This window comes from Alistipes sp. Marseille-P5061, from assembly GCF_900290115.1.
GTDB classification, from domain to species: Bacteria; Bacteroidota; Bacteroidia; order Bacteroidales; family Rikenellaceae; genus Alistipes; species Alistipes excrementigallinarum.
Map to the genome: position 1 here is coordinate 521,263 of NZ_LT985748.1, position 18,585 is coordinate 539,847.

General features: G+C 61.1%; 15 protein-coding genes and 1 riboswitch. Of the genes, 10 read left to right on the forward strand and 5 right to left on the reverse strand.

All coding sequences use genetic code 11. The features are described from left to right. Window positions 1-306 precede the first annotated feature (306 nt). The 4 genes from C8267_RS02060 to nagB all read left to right on the forward strand — a co-directional run bounded on the left by C8267_RS02060 (window position 307) and on the right by nagB (window position 5,025). Complete coding sequence (locus C8267_RS02060; protein ID WP_106633469.1) at window positions 307-1,416, forward strand: phosphotransferase enzyme family protein; 1,110 nt, start codon at window positions 307-309, stop codon at window positions 1,414-1,416. A gap of 8 nt (window positions 1,417-1,424) precedes the next feature. After that, window positions 1,425-2,069, forward strand: coding sequence for a carbohydrate-binding family 9-like protein (locus C8267_RS02065; protein ID WP_317046016.1), 645 nt, complete (start codon window positions 1,425-1,427; stop codon window positions 2,067-2,069). 37 nt (window positions 2,070-2,106) lie between these two features. Beyond that, entirely contained in the window at window positions 2,107-4,059 is a 1,953-nt protein-coding gene (locus C8267_RS02070; RefSeq protein ID WP_087360728.1) for a PIG-L family deacetylase, read from the forward strand. 171 nt (window positions 4,060-4,230) lie between these two features. Continuing rightward, window positions 4,231-5,025 (forward strand): glucosamine-6-phosphate deaminase, encoded by a 795-nt coding sequence (gene nagB, locus C8267_RS02075; protein ID WP_087360730.1) that lies wholly within the window; start codon window positions 4,231-4,233, stop codon window positions 5,023-5,025. A 326-nt stretch (window positions 5,026-5,351) separates the two neighbouring features. On the opposite strand, the gene C8267_RS02080 is transcribed toward nagB, so the two are convergent. Further along, window positions 5,352-6,125: a DUF4465 domain-containing protein gene (locus C8267_RS02080; protein WP_234025656.1), complete on the reverse strand. Its 774-nt coding sequence runs from the start codon at window positions 6,123-6,125 to the stop codon at window positions 5,352-5,354. A gap of 189 nt (window positions 6,126-6,314) precedes the next feature. Next, window positions 6,315-6,514: riboswitch (cobalamin riboswitch) on the reverse strand. A 48-nt stretch (window positions 6,515-6,562) separates the two neighbouring features. Here C8267_RS02080 and fabD point away from each other — a divergent pair. The 3 genes from fabD (at window position 6,563) to C8267_RS02095 (ending at window position 9,407) form a co-directional block, all read left to right on the forward strand. Next, window positions 6,563-7,444, forward strand: coding sequence for an ACP S-malonyltransferase (fabD, locus tag C8267_RS02085; RefSeq protein ID WP_087361265.1), 882 nt, complete (start codon window positions 6,563-6,565; stop codon window positions 7,442-7,444). Between the two features lie 160 nt (window positions 7,445-7,604). Continuing rightward, a complete protein-coding gene (locus C8267_RS02090; protein ID WP_087360732.1) occupies window positions 7,605-8,834 on the forward strand; it encodes an ROK family transcriptional regulator in 1,230 nt (409 codons plus the stop codon). 51 nt (window positions 8,835-8,885) lie between these two features. Continuing rightward, window positions 8,886-9,407 (forward strand): GNAT family N-acetyltransferase, encoded by a 522-nt coding sequence (locus C8267_RS02095; RefSeq protein WP_106633471.1) that lies wholly within the window; start codon window positions 8,886-8,888, stop codon window positions 9,405-9,407. A gap of 151 nt (window positions 9,408-9,558) precedes the next feature. Here C8267_RS02095 and galK read toward each other — a convergent pair whose 3' ends face one another. Continuing rightward, window positions 9,559-10,689 (reverse strand): galactokinase, encoded by a 1,131-nt coding sequence (gene galK / locus C8267_RS02100; protein WP_106633472.1) that lies wholly within the window; start codon window positions 10,687-10,689, stop codon window positions 9,559-9,561. Window positions 10,690-11,099: 410 nt separating this feature from the next. Between galK and C8267_RS02105 the strand changes: the two genes are divergently transcribed. After that, window positions 11,100-11,867: a glycerophosphodiester phosphodiesterase family protein gene (locus tag C8267_RS02105; protein ID WP_087360736.1), complete on the forward strand. Its 768-nt coding sequence runs from the start codon at window positions 11,100-11,102 to the stop codon at window positions 11,865-11,867. Window positions 11,868-12,048: 181 nt separating this feature from the next. Here the strand turns inward: C8267_RS02105 and C8267_RS02110 are convergent, their stop codons facing one another. Then, on the reverse strand, window positions 12,049-12,846 hold the full coding sequence (locus tag C8267_RS02110) for a DeoR/GlpR family DNA-binding transcription regulator (RefSeq protein WP_087360738.1): 798 nt from the start codon (window positions 12,844-12,846) through the stop codon (window positions 12,049-12,051). 194 nt (window positions 12,847-13,040) lie between these two features. Here C8267_RS02110 and C8267_RS02115 point away from each other — a divergent pair, with 194 nt between their 5' ends. Together C8267_RS02115 and C8267_RS02120 are read left to right on the forward strand one after the other, a co-directional pair. Continuing rightward, a complete protein-coding gene (locus C8267_RS02115) occupies window positions 13,041-14,612 on the forward strand; it encodes a glycerol-3-phosphate dehydrogenase/oxidase (protein ID WP_106633473.1) in 1,572 nt (523 codons plus the stop codon). A gap of 90 nt (window positions 14,613-14,702) precedes the next feature. Next, window positions 14,703-16,133, forward strand: a complete 1,431-nt coding sequence (locus C8267_RS02120; protein WP_106633474.1) for an MFS transporter — start codon at window positions 14,703-14,705, stop codon at window positions 16,131-16,133. Between the two features lie 56 nt (window positions 16,134-16,189). Here C8267_RS02120 and C8267_RS02125 read toward each other — a convergent pair whose 3' ends face one another. Together C8267_RS02125 and C8267_RS02130 are read right to left on the reverse strand one after the other, a co-directional pair. Next, a complete protein-coding gene (locus C8267_RS02125) occupies window positions 16,190-16,774 on the reverse strand; it encodes a M48 family metallopeptidase (protein ID WP_087360744.1) in 585 nt (194 codons plus the stop codon). A 23-nt stretch (window positions 16,775-16,797) separates the two neighbouring features. After that, window positions 16,798-18,513 (reverse strand): DUF4153 domain-containing protein, encoded by a 1,716-nt coding sequence (locus C8267_RS02130; protein WP_106633475.1) that lies wholly within the window; start codon window positions 18,511-18,513, stop codon window positions 16,798-16,800. Window positions 18,514-18,585: the final 72 nt, after the last annotated feature.

The following is an 18,585-nucleotide window of genomic DNA, read 5'->3' on the forward strand; positions in this document are numbered from 1 at the left end:
CGCACGAAGGGCATCCGCACCGCGGAGCAATCCGTTCCCGGGGCATCGGGCCGCTGCCCGATGCGGAGATGCGCGGCCGACGACGACAGGATTGCAACCCCTCCTTCCGGAGCGACCGGAACCGCAGAGCGTTACAATCAGCTCGACCTTCCCTGAACGGGGAAGGCTCCGGGCTGATTTTTCGCAAATATGTCCGCAACAAGGAGATACGGGAGGAGTGCCCGTACGAAGCGGCGAACGACAATCCGGATTGGTGCGGGCTCGTGAGGGCCGCGCCGGAACCAGAACCAAACAGAGTAAGAGCGCATGGAAGAAAGACTTGCAGCAATCGCGTCGCGATTTGCACTGGACGGTGAAATCCTCGACATCACCCCCGTGGGCGAGGGCTTCATCAACGACACCTACCGCATCCGCACCGGAAGCGGTACGCCCGATTACATCCTCCAGCGCAAGAACGGCAACATCTTCAAGGATGTTCCGGCCATGATGGAAAACATCCGCAAGGTGACCGACCACATCCGCCGCAAGGTGCTTGCCGCGGGCGGCGACCCCGACCGCGAAGTGCTGCGCGTCATTCCCACCCGCAGCGGCAGCCTCTCGCACCGCGACGAGTCGGGCGAGCACTGGGCCGCAACGCTCTTCATCGACGACACGGTCACCTACGACCGCGCAGACTCGCCCGAGCTGGCCCGCAAGGGCGGCATCGGCATCGGGCACTTCCAGTCGCAGCTGGCCGACTTCGACGAGCCGCTGGCCGAGACCATTCCCGGCTTCCACAACATCCGCCACCGCTTCGCGCAGTGGGACCGGACGCTCGCGCGCGACGCCGCGGGCCGCTGCCGCAGCGCAGCCGAGGAGATTGGATGGATTGAATCGCGGCGCGAGGAGATGCTCGCCTTCTGGCGGCTGGTCGAGGAGGGGGTCATACCCCGCCACGTGACGCACAACGACACGAAAATCAGCAACATTCTCTTCGACCGAGCGGGCAACGTGCTCTGTGTCATCGACCTCGACACGGTGATGAACTCCACGTCGCTCAACGACTTCGGCGACGCCATCCGCACCTACACCAACACGGGGGCCGAGGATGACCGCGACCTGCGGCGCGTCGGAATGTCGATGGAGCTCTTCACGGCCTACACGGAGGGCTATCTCTCGCAGCACGCCCGCGAACTTTCTCCGTCCGAAAGAGAATATCTGGCCTTCTCGGCACGTTATATTACCTACGAGCAGGTGCTCCGCTTCCTGATGGACTACCTCGACGGCGACACCTACTACAAGACCCGCAGCGCCGACCACAACCTGGTGCGCACCCGCGCCCAGTACCGGCTGCTCCAAAGCATGGAGGAGCAATACGACGCCATGTGCGACGTGGTGCGCAGGCTGGCCGACCGATACGCAACAACGAAACATTGAACATGACCATGAAGAAGATAAGACACCTCAAACCGTTCGACACGACCGACCTCCGGGCCATGGAGGAGGCCTTCGCCGCCATCGAGCCGCAGCCGATAGCCTGCTGCAACTGGCCCGACACCTACCCCTACCGGCCGCAGGTCTCGTTCCGCATCTTCCATACGGGCGAAACGCTGTGGCTCCGCTTCGACGTGGAGGAGCGCTACACCAAGGGCGAAGTGACCGAGGACAACGGCCGCGTATGGACCGACTCCTGCGTGGAGTTCTTCATCGCGCTCGACGATACGGGCTACTACAACTTCGAGACGACCTGCACGGGACGCCTGCTGCTCGCCTTCCGCAAGGAGCGCGAGCATCCGACCCATGCCACACCGGAGCTGCTCGCCCGCGTCGGCCGCTACCCTTCGCTCGGGCGCGAGCCCTTTGCCGAGCGCGTGGGCGACAACCGCTGGTCGACCGTGCTGGCCATCCCGGCCGACGTCCTCTTCCGCCACCAGCTGAAGCGGTGGAACGGCGTGCGGGCCACGGCCAACCTCTACAAGTGCGGCGACGAGCTCTCCCACCCGCACTTCCTCTCGTGGCAGCCGATTGAGAACCCCAAACCGGACTTCCACCTGCCCCGCTTCTTCGCCGAGGTGGAGTTCGAGCAATAGAACGACAACAAAAGTTACTGCATAAATAGTCACAACCATGAACAACAGCAAGTATTCACTTCCGAAGGACGGCGGACTCATCGAAAGCTCCGCCCCCCGCGACATCATCCATCGCTACGAGAAGATTCGCACCTCGGTCTACGAGAACGAATATCTGGGTGTAAAGTATGTCGCCGACGTCATCGTGAAGATGATTCGCAACTACAACGAGAGCCACTGCTCGAACGAGGTCTACGACGAGAATGCACCCTTCGTGCTGGGTCTGACCACCGGCCGCACGCCGCTGGGCCTCTACCACGAGCTGGTAAAGCGCTACGAGGAGGGCGAGGTCAGCTTCCGCAACGTGGCCGTCTACAGCCTCGACGAGTTCTACCCCATCAAGTCGAGCGAGCAGCAGAGCCGCAACTACCGCATCCATGAGGATTTCCTCAACCACATCGACATCCTGCCCGAGAACATCCACATTCCCGACGGCACGATTCCCGAGGACAAGGTTTCGGAGTACTGCGCTTCGTACGACAGCGCCGCCAGCCACATCGACCTGATGATTATCGGCGTGGGCGAGAACGGCCAGATTGGCTTCAACGAGCCGGGCTCCTACGCCAAGTCGCGCACGCGTCTGGTACAGCTCAACTACGACACGCGCAAGACGCAGTCGGGTGCCTTCTTCGGACTGGAGAACACCCCGAAGATGGCCATCACGATGGGTATCGGCACCATCATGCACGCCGAGAAGATTATCCTCATGGCCTGGGGCGAGGACAAAGCCGATGTCATCCAGAAGGTTGTCGAAGGGGACATCAACCCGATGCTGCCCGCCTCGAACCTGCAGGCACACCCCAACATCGAGGTAGTCATCGACGAGAATGCGGCCCACCAGCTCACCCGCGAGCAGACCCCCTGGAAGGTGGGTCCCTGCAACTGGACGCCGAAGTTCGTCCGCAAGGCCGTCGTATGGCTCTGCGGCGAGGTGAAGAAGCCGATTCTGAAGCTCACCTACAAGGACTACATCGAGAACTCGCTGGGCGAGCTGCTCGAACAGGGCCGCACCTACGACCAAATCAACATCGACGTATTCAACGACCTGCAGCACACCATCACGGGATGGCCCGGCGGCAAACCCAACGCCGACGACTCGACGCGCCCCGTCTCGTCGAAGCCCTTCCCCAAGCGCGTGGTCATCTTCTCGCCCCACCCCGACGACGACGTAATCTCGATGGGCGGTACCTTCATCCGGCTCGTACAGCAGGGTCATGACGTACACGTAGCCTACGAGACGTCGGGCAACGTGGCCGTACACGACGACGTGGTGGTCCAGAACATCGACACCTCGCGCGAGCTGGGCTATGCCGACCACCTCGAGGAGGTGAAGCGCATCATCGCCGGCAAGAAGAAGGGCGAGCCCGAGCCGCGCGCACTGCTCGACCTCAAGGGTTCGATTCGCCGCGCCGAGGCCCGCGCCGCCGTACGTTCGTTCGGTCTGAACCCCGACACCAACGCCCACTTCCTCAACCTGCCCTTCTACGAGACGGGCGGCATCAAGAAGGGACAGCTCACCGAGAAGGACATCAACATCATCGTCAACCTGCTGCGTGAAATCAAGCCTCATCAGATTTACGCCGCCGGTGACCTGGCCGACCCCCACGGAACGCACCGCACCTGCATGGAGGCGGTTCTGGGCGCGCTGGAGATTGTCAAGGACGACGATTGGCTCAAAGATTGCCATCTGTGGCTCTATCGGGGCGCCTGGATGGAGTGGGACCTCGGCATGGTGGACATGGCCGTGCCTCTGTCGCCCGACGAGCTCATCAAGAAGCGTCATGCCATCTACCGTCACCTTTCGCAGAAGGACATCGTTCCCTTCCCGGGCAGCGATACCCGCGAATTCTGGCAGCGGGCCGAGGAGCGTACGCAGCACACGGCACGTCTCTACGACCAGTTGGGCATGGCCGAGTATCAGGCCATCGAGGTCTTCGTCAAGATGTTCTGAGCGCCGCCGAAGCGAACGTAAAAAACAATTAATAACCGGGCGGAAGGGTCTTCCGCCGGAGTGCAACCCCTCAGCGTCGGACCCCGTCGGGGTGCCGTGCGGCATCCCGACGGGCAAGATGCGAAGGAGGACACCGGCAGAAAGGCCATACCGCCACAAACAGGAAACACCATGCGAGTAATTATCGAAAACACCCCGCAGCAGGTAGCGCAGTGGACGGCTCGCTACATCGTCGAGCAGATTCGGCTCAAGAGCAAGCTCACCTCGTCACCCTTCGTACTGGGCCTTCCGACCGGCTCGACGCCGCTGGAGACCTACAAGGAGCTCATCCGCCTCTACAAGGCGGGCGAGGTGTCGTTCAAGAACGTCATCACCTTCAACATGGACGAATATGTGGGTCTTCCCGAGGAGCATCCCGAGAGCTACCACTCGTTCATGTGGAACAACTTCTTCCGCCACATCGACATCATTCCCGAGAATGTCAACATCCTCAACGGCAACGCCGAGGACCTGGTCAAGGAGTGCGCCGACTATGAGGCACGCATCGAGGAGGCCGGCGGCATCGACCTCTTCATGGGCGGCGTGGGCGAAGACGGCCACCTGGCCTTCAACGAGCCCTTCTCGTCGCTCCAGTCGCGCACGCGCATCAAGACGCTGACCACCGATACGATTCAGGTCAACGCCCGCTTCTTCGGCGGCGATACGCGTCTGGTTCCGAAGACGGCGCTGACGGTGGGCGTAGCGACGGTGCTCTCGGCCAAGAAGGTCGTCATCCTCGCCACGGGCCACAAGAAGGCCCGCGCCGTACGCCACGGTGTCGAGGGCGGCTACAACCACCAGTGGACCATCTCGGCGCTGCAGGTACACCCCAGCGGCATCATCGTCTGCGACGATGCGGCCGCCGAGGAGCTCCGCGTCTCGACCTACCGCTACTTCAAGGACATCGAGAAGGATACGCTGATTTAAGGCGAGCGGATACGCCCCGGAGGTACACCTTCACAGCAGCGAGGCGGCTGCCGATGGCAGCCGCCTCGCTGCGTTCAAGTTCAAATAGCAAAGGCCCTTCTCTTCGCAGAAAGAAAGGGGCCTTTGCCATATCCTGCGGAATACGCACGTTCAAGTGGATGCGGCGGCACGGCCTGCGCAGGAAGATGAGAGCCGCACCAGAGCGGACAAAAAACGCCCGGCAAAGCACCCTCCGCACGGACACAAAAAAAGACTCCCGCCGCATCCGACGCGGCAGGAGTCTATTCAGGACCGTCGAGATACCGCCACAGGGCGGCATCGCACGGCTACTTCTCGTAGGCAAGGTTGTCGATGGCGAAGTAGTAGGGGCACATCGTATCCTCGCTCTCGACCGTGAAGGTCATGCTCGTAACCGTTCCCAGCGACGAGAGGTCGAGGGTCTCCCAGCCCGACTGCACCGTACCCGATGCCTTGTCGGCCATCACGAACTTCACCTCACCGCTCTTCGTCTCACCGTTGTATCCCGTGATGACACCCTTCACGTCGGCAACCGACGTCGCCTCCTTCGTATAATAGAGGTAGAAATAGGCGGTGTTGGCTACGGCAATCGATTTGGGGCGGACGGCCGTTGCAAAGCGCACGAGCGGAATGCCGTAGGGGGCGCCGGTCCATGCACCGTAGTAGGCAACGGCAAACTGCGACGAACCGTCGGCTCCGCTGGTGGCATAGACGCTCTTGTCGTTGACATAGCCCGGCGTGGTCATGTCGGTGTGGTTCGAGATGACGAATCCGTTCCACGTATCGGTGTTCCAATCCAGTCCGGCATAGTCCGTGTAGAAGGTGAAGATGGAGGCATCGTCCTCGGTGTAGAGCGCGTCGTAGAAGAAGAGCGAACCGGCACCGAACGTCTCGCTCTCGGCGTCGTCATCGGTCAGCAGACGGGCCTGGGGCTTGCCCCAGATGTAACCCTCCGCGCCGAGGTTGGCACCTTCGAAATCAATCACGGTCGTCTTCGCTCCGGGGACCTCTTCGTCGTTCGAATCGGAGCATCCAGCAAAGGCCAGAGCGGCAAAAGCCAAATAGAAAAGTTTTTTCATCATTGTTTGTTATTTTGGTTGAACATATGCTCGGCAAACCGCACGCGAAGCGCAGGCTCCGCCCCTCCGCACTCGGAGAACGAACCTTTTTCCGACCGCACCCGGGACCGCCGGCCTATCCGACATCGAACGATGAAACGACCTGATGTCCGACACCTCCGTTCGCCGCAGAACGTGTCCGAAAAAGAGTCCTCTTCCGAAGGATGCAAGGCAGGTCTTCTGGCTTGTTCCGAACGCAATGCCTTCCCGGTCCCAAGGACCAGTGGCAAAGAGTATTGCGCCCATTGAGGAACTTACAGCAGCGGGAACTGCTGCCGAATTTCACGGCATTCCCATTTAATCACGCGGAGTGGTTGTGAACTCTTTGTGAACCATTGCGGTGCAAATTTAGAAAATAAATTCGTATCTTTGCCCACGCAAACAAAAATTATTTGGAAATCATGAAACACGCATACGTATTTCCGGGTCAGGGTGCTCAGGCCGTAGGCATGGGCAAGGACCTCTACGAACACGTACCCGAGGCGAAGGCCCTCTTCGAGCAGGCCAACGAGATTCTCGGCTTCCGCATCACCGACATCATGTTCGCCGGTACGGACGAGGAGCTCAAGCAGACCAAAGTGACGCAGCCCGCCGTATTCCTCCACTCGGTCATCATGGCCAAGGCGCTGGGCGTAAAGCCCGATGCCGTTGCCGGCCACTCGCTGGGCGAGTTCTCGGCACTGGTAGTTGCCGGAGCCCTCTCGTTCGAGGATGGTCTGAAGCTGGTTTCGAAACGTGCCATGGCCATGCAGGCCGCCTGCGAGGCGCAGCCCGGTACGATGGCCGCCATCCTCGGTCTGGAGGATAAGGTTGTCGAGGATATCTGCTCGTCGATTGACGGCGTGGTCGTTGCAGCCAACTACAACTGCCCGGGCCAGCTGGTTATCTCGGGTGCCGTCGAGGCCGTCGAGGCTGCCTGCGAGAAGGCCAAGGAGGCCGGTGCACGCCGTGCGCTGCGTCTGCCCGTGGGCGGTGCGTTCCACTCGCCGTTGATGGAGCCCGCCAAGCAGGAGCTGCAGAAGGCCATCGAGGAGGCTCCCTTCCAGACGCCGAGCTGCCCCATCTACCAGAATGTCGATGCGAAGCCCTATACGGACCCCGCCCGCATCAAGGCCAACCTGATTGCCCAGCTGACGGCCCCCGTACGCTGGACCTACATCGTCAAGAACATGCTCGCCGACGGCGTGACGGAGTTCACCGAACTCGGCCCCGGCACGGTGCTCCAGGGCCTCATCAAGAAGGTCGACAAGGAGGCTGTTGTCGAATCGAAATCGACGCTGTAGTACCACTGCACGGCACAGGAGGAAGGGGTTGTTTTTCAGTCCCTTCCTCTTTTTTTGTGCCGTTTGGAACGAAATATATTAAATTTTATTAAAATATATTGGCGTTTTTAATAATTCTTATTATATTTGCCGAAGTTCGGTTAAATAATGAGATAAAGGAATGGCATCGCTGACAGAATTCTTCAACAAGCACGAGGACGATGAGCTGAAGGGCATCACGCACAAGAACAGCATCATCAAACGTAACATCATCGCTCACATGGCCATCAACGGCGAATGCACGCTGTCGGAGTTGACCAAGGAGCTGCATATCAGCGTACCGACCATCACCAAACTGGTCCAGGAGCTCGTCGACGAGAACATCGTGACGGACCTGGGCAAGGTGGAGACCCCGGGCGGACGGCGTCCCAACATCTTCGGCCTGGCCAACTCGGCCATCTACTTCGCCGGAGTGAGCGTCAACCGCGACAAGATGAGTTTCCTGATTACCGACCTGCAGAACAACATCATCAAGGAGGAGTACGACAACACGTTCGAGCTGCTCGACCGCCCGCAGTGCCTCGAGCGCATCTGCAGCAACATCGAGCACTTCATCGCCACGTGCGGCATCGACCGCAGCAAGATTCTCGGCGTGGGCGTCTGCATGACGGGCCGCGTCAACCCCGCCACGGGGCGCAGCTACAAGTACTTCACCACGAGCGAGCAGTCGCTGCGCGACATTCTCGAGTCGCGCATCGGCATCCGCGTACTGCTCGAGAACGACACCCGAGCCCGCTGCTATGCGGAGTACACCTGCGGCAAATCGAAGGAGGACAGCGACGTGTTGTACCTCCATCTGGGCCGCGGCGTGGCCATCGGCATCGTCATCGACGGCAAGCTCTACTACGGCAAGAGCGGCTTTGCGGGCGAGTTCGGCCACATCCCCTTCTTCGACAACGAAATCATCTGCTCGTGCGGCAAGAAGGGGTGCCTCGAGACCGAGGTTTCGGGTATCGCCATCGAGGAGAAGATGTGCCATCTGATTGAGAACGGGCGCAATACGATTCTCAAGGAGAAGTACGACCAGCAGAAGAGCATCCACATCGACGACATCATCGCCGCGGCCAAAAACGACGACAACCTCTCCATCGAGCTCATCGAGGAGGCGGGCGAGAAGATGGGCAAGGCGGTGGCCTTCCTCATCAACACGTTCAACCCCGAGACGGTCATCGTGGGCGGCAACCTGGCCGCAGCGGGCGACTACATCATGCTGCCGCTCAAATCCTCGACCAACAAATACTCGCTCAACCTGGTCTACAAGGATACGAAGTTCCGCCTGTCGAAGATGAGCGACAATGCCAACGCCTGGGGCGTAGCGATGCTCATCCGCAACAAAATCATCGGACTGTAAAGCTCATCCGGAGGCAGCGGGCACCCCGCGACCCGCACCGAATCGAAAAACATGAGACTCGAAGGCAAACTCATCCGCCTGCGCGCCGTCGAACCCGACGACGTCGAGCCGATGTACCATTGGGAGAACGACCCCGCGGTCTGGCACGTCAGCGGCACGCTGGCTCCCTTCTCGCGCCATCAGCTGCAGCGCTTCGTCGACGAGCAGCAGTTCGACATCTACCAGACGCGCCAGATGCGCCTCATCATCGAGGCGCTCGAGACGGGACGCCCGGTCGGAGCGCTCGACCTCTTCGAATTCGAGCCGCAGCACCGCCGTGCCGGCGTCGGCATTCTGGTCCATGACCCGGAGCTCCGGGGTCTGGGTTACGCCTCGGAGGCCCTCGAGCTGCTGACGGAGTACGCCCGCGAGGTGCTGGGGCTCCACCAGCTGTGGAGCAGCGTCGCCGCCGGCAACAAGGCCAGCCTGGCCCTCTTCCGCCGGGCGGGATTCATCGAGACCGGCACGCGCCGCGACTGGCTCTGGAGCTCCGAAGGGTTCTGCGACGAGGTGATGCTCCAGCGCATGCTCTGAGGCGGATGCGGAGCACCGGACGTGCAGCCACCCCAAGCAAAACGGGCATCCAATCCGGGGCCCGACACGGCTCCACCCGACCCGACACAGCGACAAGACACAAAAAATCCCGCGACCTTTCGGTTGCGGGATTTTTCACCAATATATATAATTACTCCAGCCGGCGCGAACCGTCCGAGATGACTACGTCGTAGACCTTCGGCTCGTGGCCGTAACGGGCAGCGAACTGCTCCCGGGCCTTTGCGATGAAGTCGTCGTAGCGTTCGTCCTTCACCAGGTTGATGGTGCAGCCGCCGAAGCCGCCGCCCATGATGCGCGAACCCGTGACGCCGCACGCCTCGGCCACCTCGACCAGGAAGTCCAGCTCCTCGCACGACACCTCGTAATCCTTCGACATACCCCAGTGCGTCTCGTACATCCGACGGCCGACCGTCTCGTAGTCGCCCCGCCCCAGCGCATCGCAGACATCGAGCACACGGCACTCCTCGCCGATGACGTAGCGGGCACGCTTGTAATCCTCCTCCGAAATCTGCCCCTTCACGGCATCGAGCTGCTCCATCGTGGCGCCGCGCAGGAACTCCTGTCCCAGCACCCGGGCCACCCGCTCGCACGAAGCGCGGCGGTCGTTGTAGGGCGACCCCACCAACTCGTGCTTCACGCGCGAATCGAGCAGCACCAGACGGTATCCCTTCGGGTCGAAGGGAAAGTACTCATACTCGAGCGAGCGGCAGTCGAGACGAATCAGATTGCCCCGCTTGCCGAAGACCGAGGCGAACTGGTCCATGATGCCGCAGTTGACGCCGCAGTAGTTGTGCTCGGTCGCCTGGCCAATTTTCACCAGTTCGAACTTGTCGATGCCGCACTGCCACAACTCGTTGAGGGCAAAGGCATAGGTCGATTCGAGCGCCGCCGACGAAGACATGCCCGCACCCAGCGGCACGTCGCCCGCAAAGACCGTATCGAAGCCGCCGATGCGGCCGCTGCGCTTCTGCACCTCACGGCAGACGCCGAAGATGTAGCGCGCCCACGACTGTGCGGGCTTGTCCGCCTCGCCCAGACCGAACTCCGAGGCCTCGTTCATGTCGAGCGACCAGGCCCGCACGCGCTCCGTGCCGTTGGGACGGATGGCTGCCATGATACCCTTGTCCACCGCTCCGGGGAAGACGAAGCCACCGTTGTAGTCCGTATGTTCGCCGATGAGGTTGATGCGTCCAGGTGACGTGAAGAGCGATGCCCCCTCGCCGTAGAGTTCCCGGAACTTGGCGAGAAGCTGCTCCTTCATATTCTTATTCATAAGTCAATATTTTGGTTGGATTCAAACTTTACGAAGATAGGCATTTTTTCCGAAATCCGAAAGCGGCAGCCGCAAAACTTACGCTTCATGCATCCGTCACACCGCTCCGCCGTCACCACCCTACCCTGCTGCCCGTACACGTGTGGAGTATAAGGTAACCGACCGTGGAGAGAAAGGTCCGCAGGCCGCGAAAACGGCAGACGCAGGCGGCCGGGAACAGCAAAGAACAGAGGGTGAAATAGGGCCATAGAGAGAACCGCGGGCGGAAACGGGGAAGAACCGGGGCGATGACAAAACCATGAAACGTCGGCCGGGCCGAAGAATTTTTGTTGCAGGTTGGCAAAATTTCCCTATCTTTGTTTTAAGTTTCGTTTTGTAATCACTCAAACCTGAATGCCATGAAAAAACTTTCGCTTCTTTTCATCCTCCTGGCAGCCGGTGCCGGCTCGGCTCTGGCCCAGCCCAAGGTCATCGCCCACCGAGGCTACTGGAAAGCCCCCAACTCGGCCCAGAACTCGCTCGCTTCGTTCTCCAAGGCCGACTCGATTGGGGTCTTCGCCTCGGAAATCGACGTATGGCTCACGGCCGACGACCGGCTCATCGTCAACCACGACCGCGTCTTCAAGGGGACGGACATCAACATGGAGCGCTCGACACAGCGCGATATCTGCAACATCGTGCTGGCCAACGGCGAGAACATCCCGACGCTCGACGCCTATCTGAAGCTGGTGACGACGAAACCCGACACGCGGCTCGTGCTTGAGATGAAGTCGCTCTCGGACCTCAGCCGCGAGGACCTCGCCGCCGAAAAAATCGTCAAGGCGCTGCGCAAGTACGGCCTTGTCGAGCGGACCGACATCATCGCCTTCTCGCTCAACGCCTGCCTGGCCTTCAAGAAGCTGCTGCCCGATTCGAAAATCTACTACCTCGACGGCGACCTCACGCCCAAGAAAATCAAGAAGCTCGGTCTGGCCGGCATCGACTACTCGATTGAGGCGCTGCGCAAGCATCCCGAATGGGTCGAGCAGGCGCACAAGCTGGGCCTCGAGGTCAACGTCTGGACCGTAGACAAGGAGGAGGACATGCGCTACTTCATCGACCTGGGTGTCGACTACATCACCACCAACTACCCCGAGCAGCTGCAGCAGCTCATCGGCGAGAAATAGCTCAGCACCCCGGCGTCGCAGCGCCGGGCCGGGAGCGATACGAAAGAAGCGCGTTGCCGCATGTCGGCAACGCGCTTCTGCTTTTCTATCCGGGAGCTGCCCCACGGCGCGCTCCGACAGGTGCACACAACGGCCGGCACAAAGCGGCGGCCACCACCCGCTCCGACGGAACGGAGGCGGTTCAGACCTCAACCACGCGCACCTCGATGCCCCGCTCGCGAAGCTCCTTGAGGATATGGGGCTGCACCCCGCTGTCGGTGATAATCATATCGACCGAATCGAGGCTGCAAATCCGGCTGAAGCCCCGACGGCCGAACTTCGAGCTGTCGGCCAGCACGATGACCTTCTGTGCCGAGTTAATCATCACGCCGTTGAGCGCCGCCTCGAGCAGGTTGGTCGTCGTCAGTCCGCACTCGAGGTCGATGCCGTCGACGCCCATGTAGAGCTTGCTGCAGTTGAAGTGTTTGAGCATCTCCTCGGCAAAGGGGCCCACCACCGATACCGAACTGCTGCGCGTGATGCCGCCGAGCTGGATTACGTCGATGTTCGACTTCTGCGACAGAATCGAGGTGACGGGCACCGAGGCCGTGATGACGGTCAGCCGCCCGACCGGTTTGATTTCATGAGCCAGGAAGGCCACCGTAGTACCCGAAGCGATGATGACCGAATCGTCCCGTTCGAGCAGCTTCGCAGCCTCGGCTCCGATGGCACGCTTCTCGGTCACGTTGCGCTTCTCCTTCTCGTTGACGTGGCGGTCGCTGATGTAGGGGCTGATGAGAATCGCACTGCCGTGCGTACGATAGAGCTTCTTTTGCGATTCGAGGTAGGAGAGGTCCTTGCGGATGGTCACCTCCGAGACCTTGAACATCTCGGCCAGCTGCGTGACCGAAATCGACCCGTGCTGTTGCAGCAGCGCCAGAATACGGCTGTGCCGTTCGGGCAGGCTCAGCAGGGACTCTTCACCGACTTGATTATTCATTCAAAAGCGTTTTTCGTTGATTATTTACGCTAAGATACGAAAATATATTCGGAAATGGAAGCATCGGGAGCAAAATTAACAACACTTCGGACATTTCGGAATAAAATTCAGTTTCATTTTGAAATAAAAGGGCAAATATTTTGAAATATAAAAAATCATAGCTACTTTTGTTCCGAAACGAAATTCATAAACCTATGAAAAGATCAACCCAACTCGAAAAATTATCCGAAAAAGGAAAAATCTGGGATATGGTCGTAGTGGGCGGTGGTGCCACGGGCCTGGGCGTCGCAGTGGACGCCGCATCGCGCGGTTTCAGCGTTGCCCTGCTCGAGAAGACCGACTTTGCAAAGTGCACCTCCAGCCGGAGCACCAAGCTCGTCCATGGTGGCGTCCGCTACCTGCAGCACGGCGACGTCATGCTCGTGCTCGAGGCGCTGCGCGAGCGCGGCCGCATGAAGGCCAACGCACCCCATCTGGTCAAGGACCAGGCGTTCGTCATCTCGAACTACAGCTATTGGGACAACTTCCTCTACTTCTGCGGTCTGACCTTCTACGACATGCTCTCGTTCGGCTTCGGATACGGACGGTCGAAGTTCATTTCGGCCAAGAAGGTGATGAAGTACCTCCCCACCTCGGTCGAGAAGGGTCTCAAGGGAGGCGTCGTCTATCACGACGGTCAGTTCGACGACTCGCGCATGGCGGTCAACCTGGCCGAAACCTGCATCGAGCAGGGCGGCGTGGTGGTCAACCAGGCAACCGTGACGGGCATCCTGCACAACGCCGAGGGGCGCGTCAGCGGAGTGACCTTCACCGACAACCTCACGGGAGAGAGCTATCAGCTCAATGCCCGCAGCGTGGTCAATGCCGCCGGCTGCTTCGTCGACGACATCATGCACATGGACAGCCCCGAGCACCGCAAGATGGTGACCCCGAGCCAGGGCGTGCACCTGGTGCTCGACATGAAGTTCCTCAAGAGCGACTACGCCATCATGGTCCCCAAGACCTCGGACGGCCGCGTGCTCTTCGCCGTGCCCTGGCACGACAAGGTGGTCGTGGGTACGACCGACATCGTGCGCCCGAAGGCCGAGGAGGAGCCCCGTCCGCTCAAGGAGGAGATTGACTTCATCCTGGGAACGGCTGGCCTCTACATGAACCCCGCACCGACCTACAAGGACATCCTCTCGGTATTTGCCGGACAGCGCCCGCTGGCCGCACCCAAGAAGGAGGGCAAGAGCACGAAGGAGATTTCGCGCAGCCACAAGATTATCGTCTCGGACAACGGTCTGGTGACCATCACCGGCGGCAAGTGGACCTCCTACCGCCTCATGGCCGAGGATACGGTCGACCACGCCATCGAGGTAGCGGGACTTCCCGCCCGCAAGTGCGTCACCAAGAAGCTCCACATCCACGGCTACCGCCCGAAACCCAACCTCAAGGACCACATGTATGTCTACGGAAGCGACGAGCCGAAAATTCTCGAGCTGATTCGTCAGAATCCCGAGCTCGGCGAGAAGCTCTCGCCCAAGTTCGACTACACGATGGCCGAGGTCGTATGGGCCGTACGCGAGGAGATGGCCATGACGCTCGAGGATGTGCTGGCACGCCGCGTGCGCATGCTCTTCGTCGACGCCCGCGAGGCGATGGCTGCCGCTCCGAAGGTTGCCGCCGTCGTAGCCCGCGAGCTGGGTCGCGACAAGGCCTGGGAAGAAGAGCAGGTGAAAAAGTTTACGGAATTGGCAAAAGGTTATATCTTTGAGCAGAAATAACCGACCTTTCCGTACCTCTACAATTAACGATTAACCGATACGGGTCCGCCGGATTGTTCCGCCGGACCCGTTCGAACGAAAACCCGACTCATGTTCAGCTTTTTCAATCCACCGGCCGCCAAGCCTCTTCTTCCGGCCGACAAAATCGACAAGCGCTACCGCCAGATGCGTCTGCGCGTCTTTCTGGGCGCCTTCATCGGCTACGCAGCCTACTACCTGGTCCGCAAGAACCTCTCGCTGGCCGCACCCGGCATGATTGAGGCGGGGCTGCTCGACAAGGCAAGCGTCGGCATCGCCGGCTCGGCCATCTCGATTGCCTACGCCTTCAGCAAGTTCATCATGGGAAGCCTCTCGGACCGCTCCGACGCCCGCAAGTTCCTGGTCGTCGGACTGATTCTCTCCTCGCTGCTGATGATTGGCACGGGACTCTTCCCCTACAGCCACACCAATCCGGGGCTCAACGTCACGGTGGTCTTCATCCTGATGCTGGCCGTCGGCTGGCTCTCGGGCATGGGATGGCCTCCCTGCGGCCGCATCATGGCACACTGGTTCTCGCAAAACGAGCGAAGTTTCAAGATGTCGGTCTGGAACACCTCGCACACGATTGGCAGCGGGTCGCTCGGCCTGCTCGTCACGCTGGGTGTGGGGCTCTTCGTGGCGCTGGGCTGGGGTGACACCTGGCGCGCCGCTTTCATCTTCCCGAGCTGCATCGCCCTGCTGCTGGCGCTCTTCTGCTGGTGGGCGCTGCGCGACACGCCGCAGTCGTGTGGTCTGCCGTCCATCGACGAGTACCGCAACGACTACTCGCCCGTCAAGGCAGCCAAGGGTGAGGAGGAGAAGATTCCCTTCCGCCGCCTCTTCGTCGACTACATCTTCAAGAACAAGATTCTCTGGCTCATCGCGCTGGCCAACGCCTTCGTCTATCTGGTACGCTACGGCATCAGCGACTGGGCTCCGGTCTACCTGCAGGAGATGAACATCATGGACGCCTCGCAGAGCAACCTCGCCTTCTCGCTCCACAACTATGCCGGTGTGCCGGGCACGCTCATCTGCGGCTGGATTTCGGCCCGCTTCTTCAAGGGGCGCTGCGCTCCGGCCAACGTGCTCTACATGGTGCTGGTGCTGCTCGGAATCCTCCTCTACTGGAAGGCTGCCGCCGTGGCCCAGCTGCTCGCCGGCGGCTTCGGAGGCGACCCGACGGCCATCTGCCGCACGATTGTCTACGTGGCGCTCTGCGTCATCGGCTTCTGCATCTACGGCCCCGTGGCGCTGGTGAGCATCCAGGCGCTGAACCTCGTACCGAAGAATGCCGCCGGTACGGCTGCCGGCTTCGTCGGACTCTTCGGCTATCTGTTCGGAGATGCACTGCTGGCCAAAATCGTCATCGGCTCGGTGGCCGAAAGCAGCGCGGGAGGCTGGAACGCCACCTTCTGGATTTTCGTCATCGGCTCGCTGCTCGCCACGCTCTTCTGCGCAACGACCTGGCGCCGCGAAAAGATGTCGGTAGATTCGACCCGATAACAGACAATCCGCCTGCCGGTCGGCCCGGCAGGCGGAGGGAGACCGGCCGGGTCGGTTCAACGACCGGTCGTATAGGCCCTCAACTCACGGTTGAGGGCCTTTTCGTGTCCGCCGACCAGACGGTCGAGCAGCGCATGAAAGCGGGGCGAATGGTTGTGGTGGAGCGTATGGCAGAGTTCGTGGAGAATGACGAAGTCGCGCAGATGTTCCGGAAGGGTCATCAAAAAGAGGCTCAGCGAGATGTGGTTCTGCCCCGTGCAACTCCCCCACTTCGAGCGCGAGGCGCGGATGGTAAGTTTCGTATAGCGGAGGCCCGTGAGCTGCGACCAGCGCTCGATGCGCGGCGGCAGGTCCTCGCGGGCGGCGCGGCGCAGCTCCTCGATGCGCGCCGTACGCTCCTCGTCCGACAGTTCGGGCGACAGGGCCGGCTGCCGGCGGGCCATCCGCTCGCGCGCCGCCTCGACCCACGCAACCTTCGACTCGAGGAACTCAAGCGCCCGGGCCTGGGCGAAACGCCACGGATAGGAGAGCCGCACGGCCCCCGACGGCCGCACCGAGAGCGTGACGCGCCGCGCACGGGAGGTGCGGGCGAGGGTCACCTCGCCCAGACGGGGATGGATGATGGTGCACTGCTCGGTCATCGGACGGTCTGGTTGTCGGAGGGTTATCGGGTCATGGCGCAGTCGACCGCAACATGGTCGAGCCTCCAGACCGAATCGCGGCGGAAGCAGGCACTCGAGAAGAGAATCAGAATGTCGTCATCCTCGTAGAAGAGCATGCGGTCCTTCTCACGCTCGAAGTCCTCCTCCGTAGCGCTTGCCGCATCGAGGTGCACCCGCAGGAGCATCTGCTCCATCAACGCGCCGCCCGTAATCCGGAAATCGGGACGGTCATCGCCGAAGGCGAGGCGCAGCGTATCCTGGACAAAGAAGCCTCCGGAGCTGCCGTTCGCATAGTCGAAATCGGCATAGAAGGTTCTGAAACGGTCAATTCCCTCAATCCGACGGCTCGACGACGGCGTCACCCAGCACTCCTCTTCTCCGGTTCCGGCCTCCGTCACGTACTCCTCCTCAAGGGCAAAGGGAACCGCATGGCGGAACTCGTCGGGGGTGACCCCGAAGCGGCCCATGGCGAGCGTATCGCGGTATTCGAGGTAATCGAGCGCCTCGTAAAGGTCGCGGCACGTGCGGCGCTGCGTCGTGTCGGCCTCAAACCGGGCCAGGTCTATGCGTCCCCCGGCGGTGAGGATGCCCAGCCGCCCAGCGGCACGCTCGGCGCGCTGCGTCTGGGAACGAACGGCAAGGCGTGCAGGTTCGAGGGGCGGAATGTAGAGCAGCATGGCCGCCGTGACCATGGCCGCCAGCACAACCCACAGGTAGCGTCCCGCCCGGCGCGAAAGGAAGAGCAGCACGCAGAACGACATCACCGCACCGCTTGCCAGCAGCCAGACGCGCATCTCGGTCAGTCCGTATTCACCCACACGCCGTGCTACGCCGACCCAGAACAAGGCGACAAACGGCAGCGACAGAAAGCTGAAGCGGTCGTAGAACCAGTCGAGCGTCCGCCGCGCGAGCAGTTCGCGCAGCGCCTTGACCAGCAGCGCCGCAATGGTGAAGCCGAAGACCAGATAGGCCACACCGCCGTCGGGCAGCCGCCACGTGAAGAGAATCTTGAGCAGGTAGAGGTAAAGAATGGCCGCATAGGCGACCACGGCCGGCGTGAAGATGTAGTTGAGCATCACCTCAAGGATGCGCCCCCCGGAGACGCCGCGATGGAGCCAGCGGTCGAGCATCATCATAAAGAGCACCGGCACCACGAAGAACTGGTTCAGTATCTCGAGCCACAAGGAGAGGCGGGCGACCCATGCGTCCGAATCGGACGAGAAGCCGAAGATGACGACCGTCGACCAGAGAATCGCCTCGAAGAGTCCGTATGCAACATACGCGAGAAGCATCGCCAGAACCGCCGAGCGCAGGTAGACCGCCACGTCGGAGACAAACTGCCGGTTCTCCCGCGCACGGCGGCAGGCGAGCAGCGCCAGCGGCGTGAGCACCAGCAGCGTGACGAGTCCCCGCGGCGTGGTCAGCCACTCGGGGAGCCCCGGCCAGAGCGCCAGCGGCACGAACGGCAGCCAGACGACCCAGTAGATGCGGCGCCAGGGGCCCTGCCCGACCAACAGGTTGACAATGAGCTGCACGAGCGCGCTCCACCCCAGAAGGGTCACCCACGAGGCGGGCGTATCTTCCCGCTCGAGATAGACAAGCATCGTAACGGTGAGTGCCAGCAAGAGCACCAGCTCCACCGGATGGCGGCGAACGACGGAGACAGCCCCTTCGCGGAGCGCCTTCAGCCCGTTTCGGAATTTCTGCTTCAGCTCCATATTCACTTGGGTTATGGGTTATCGGATGTTCTGTTCGTGTGCGGGATACACAGCCCTCGCCCACATGGGTGT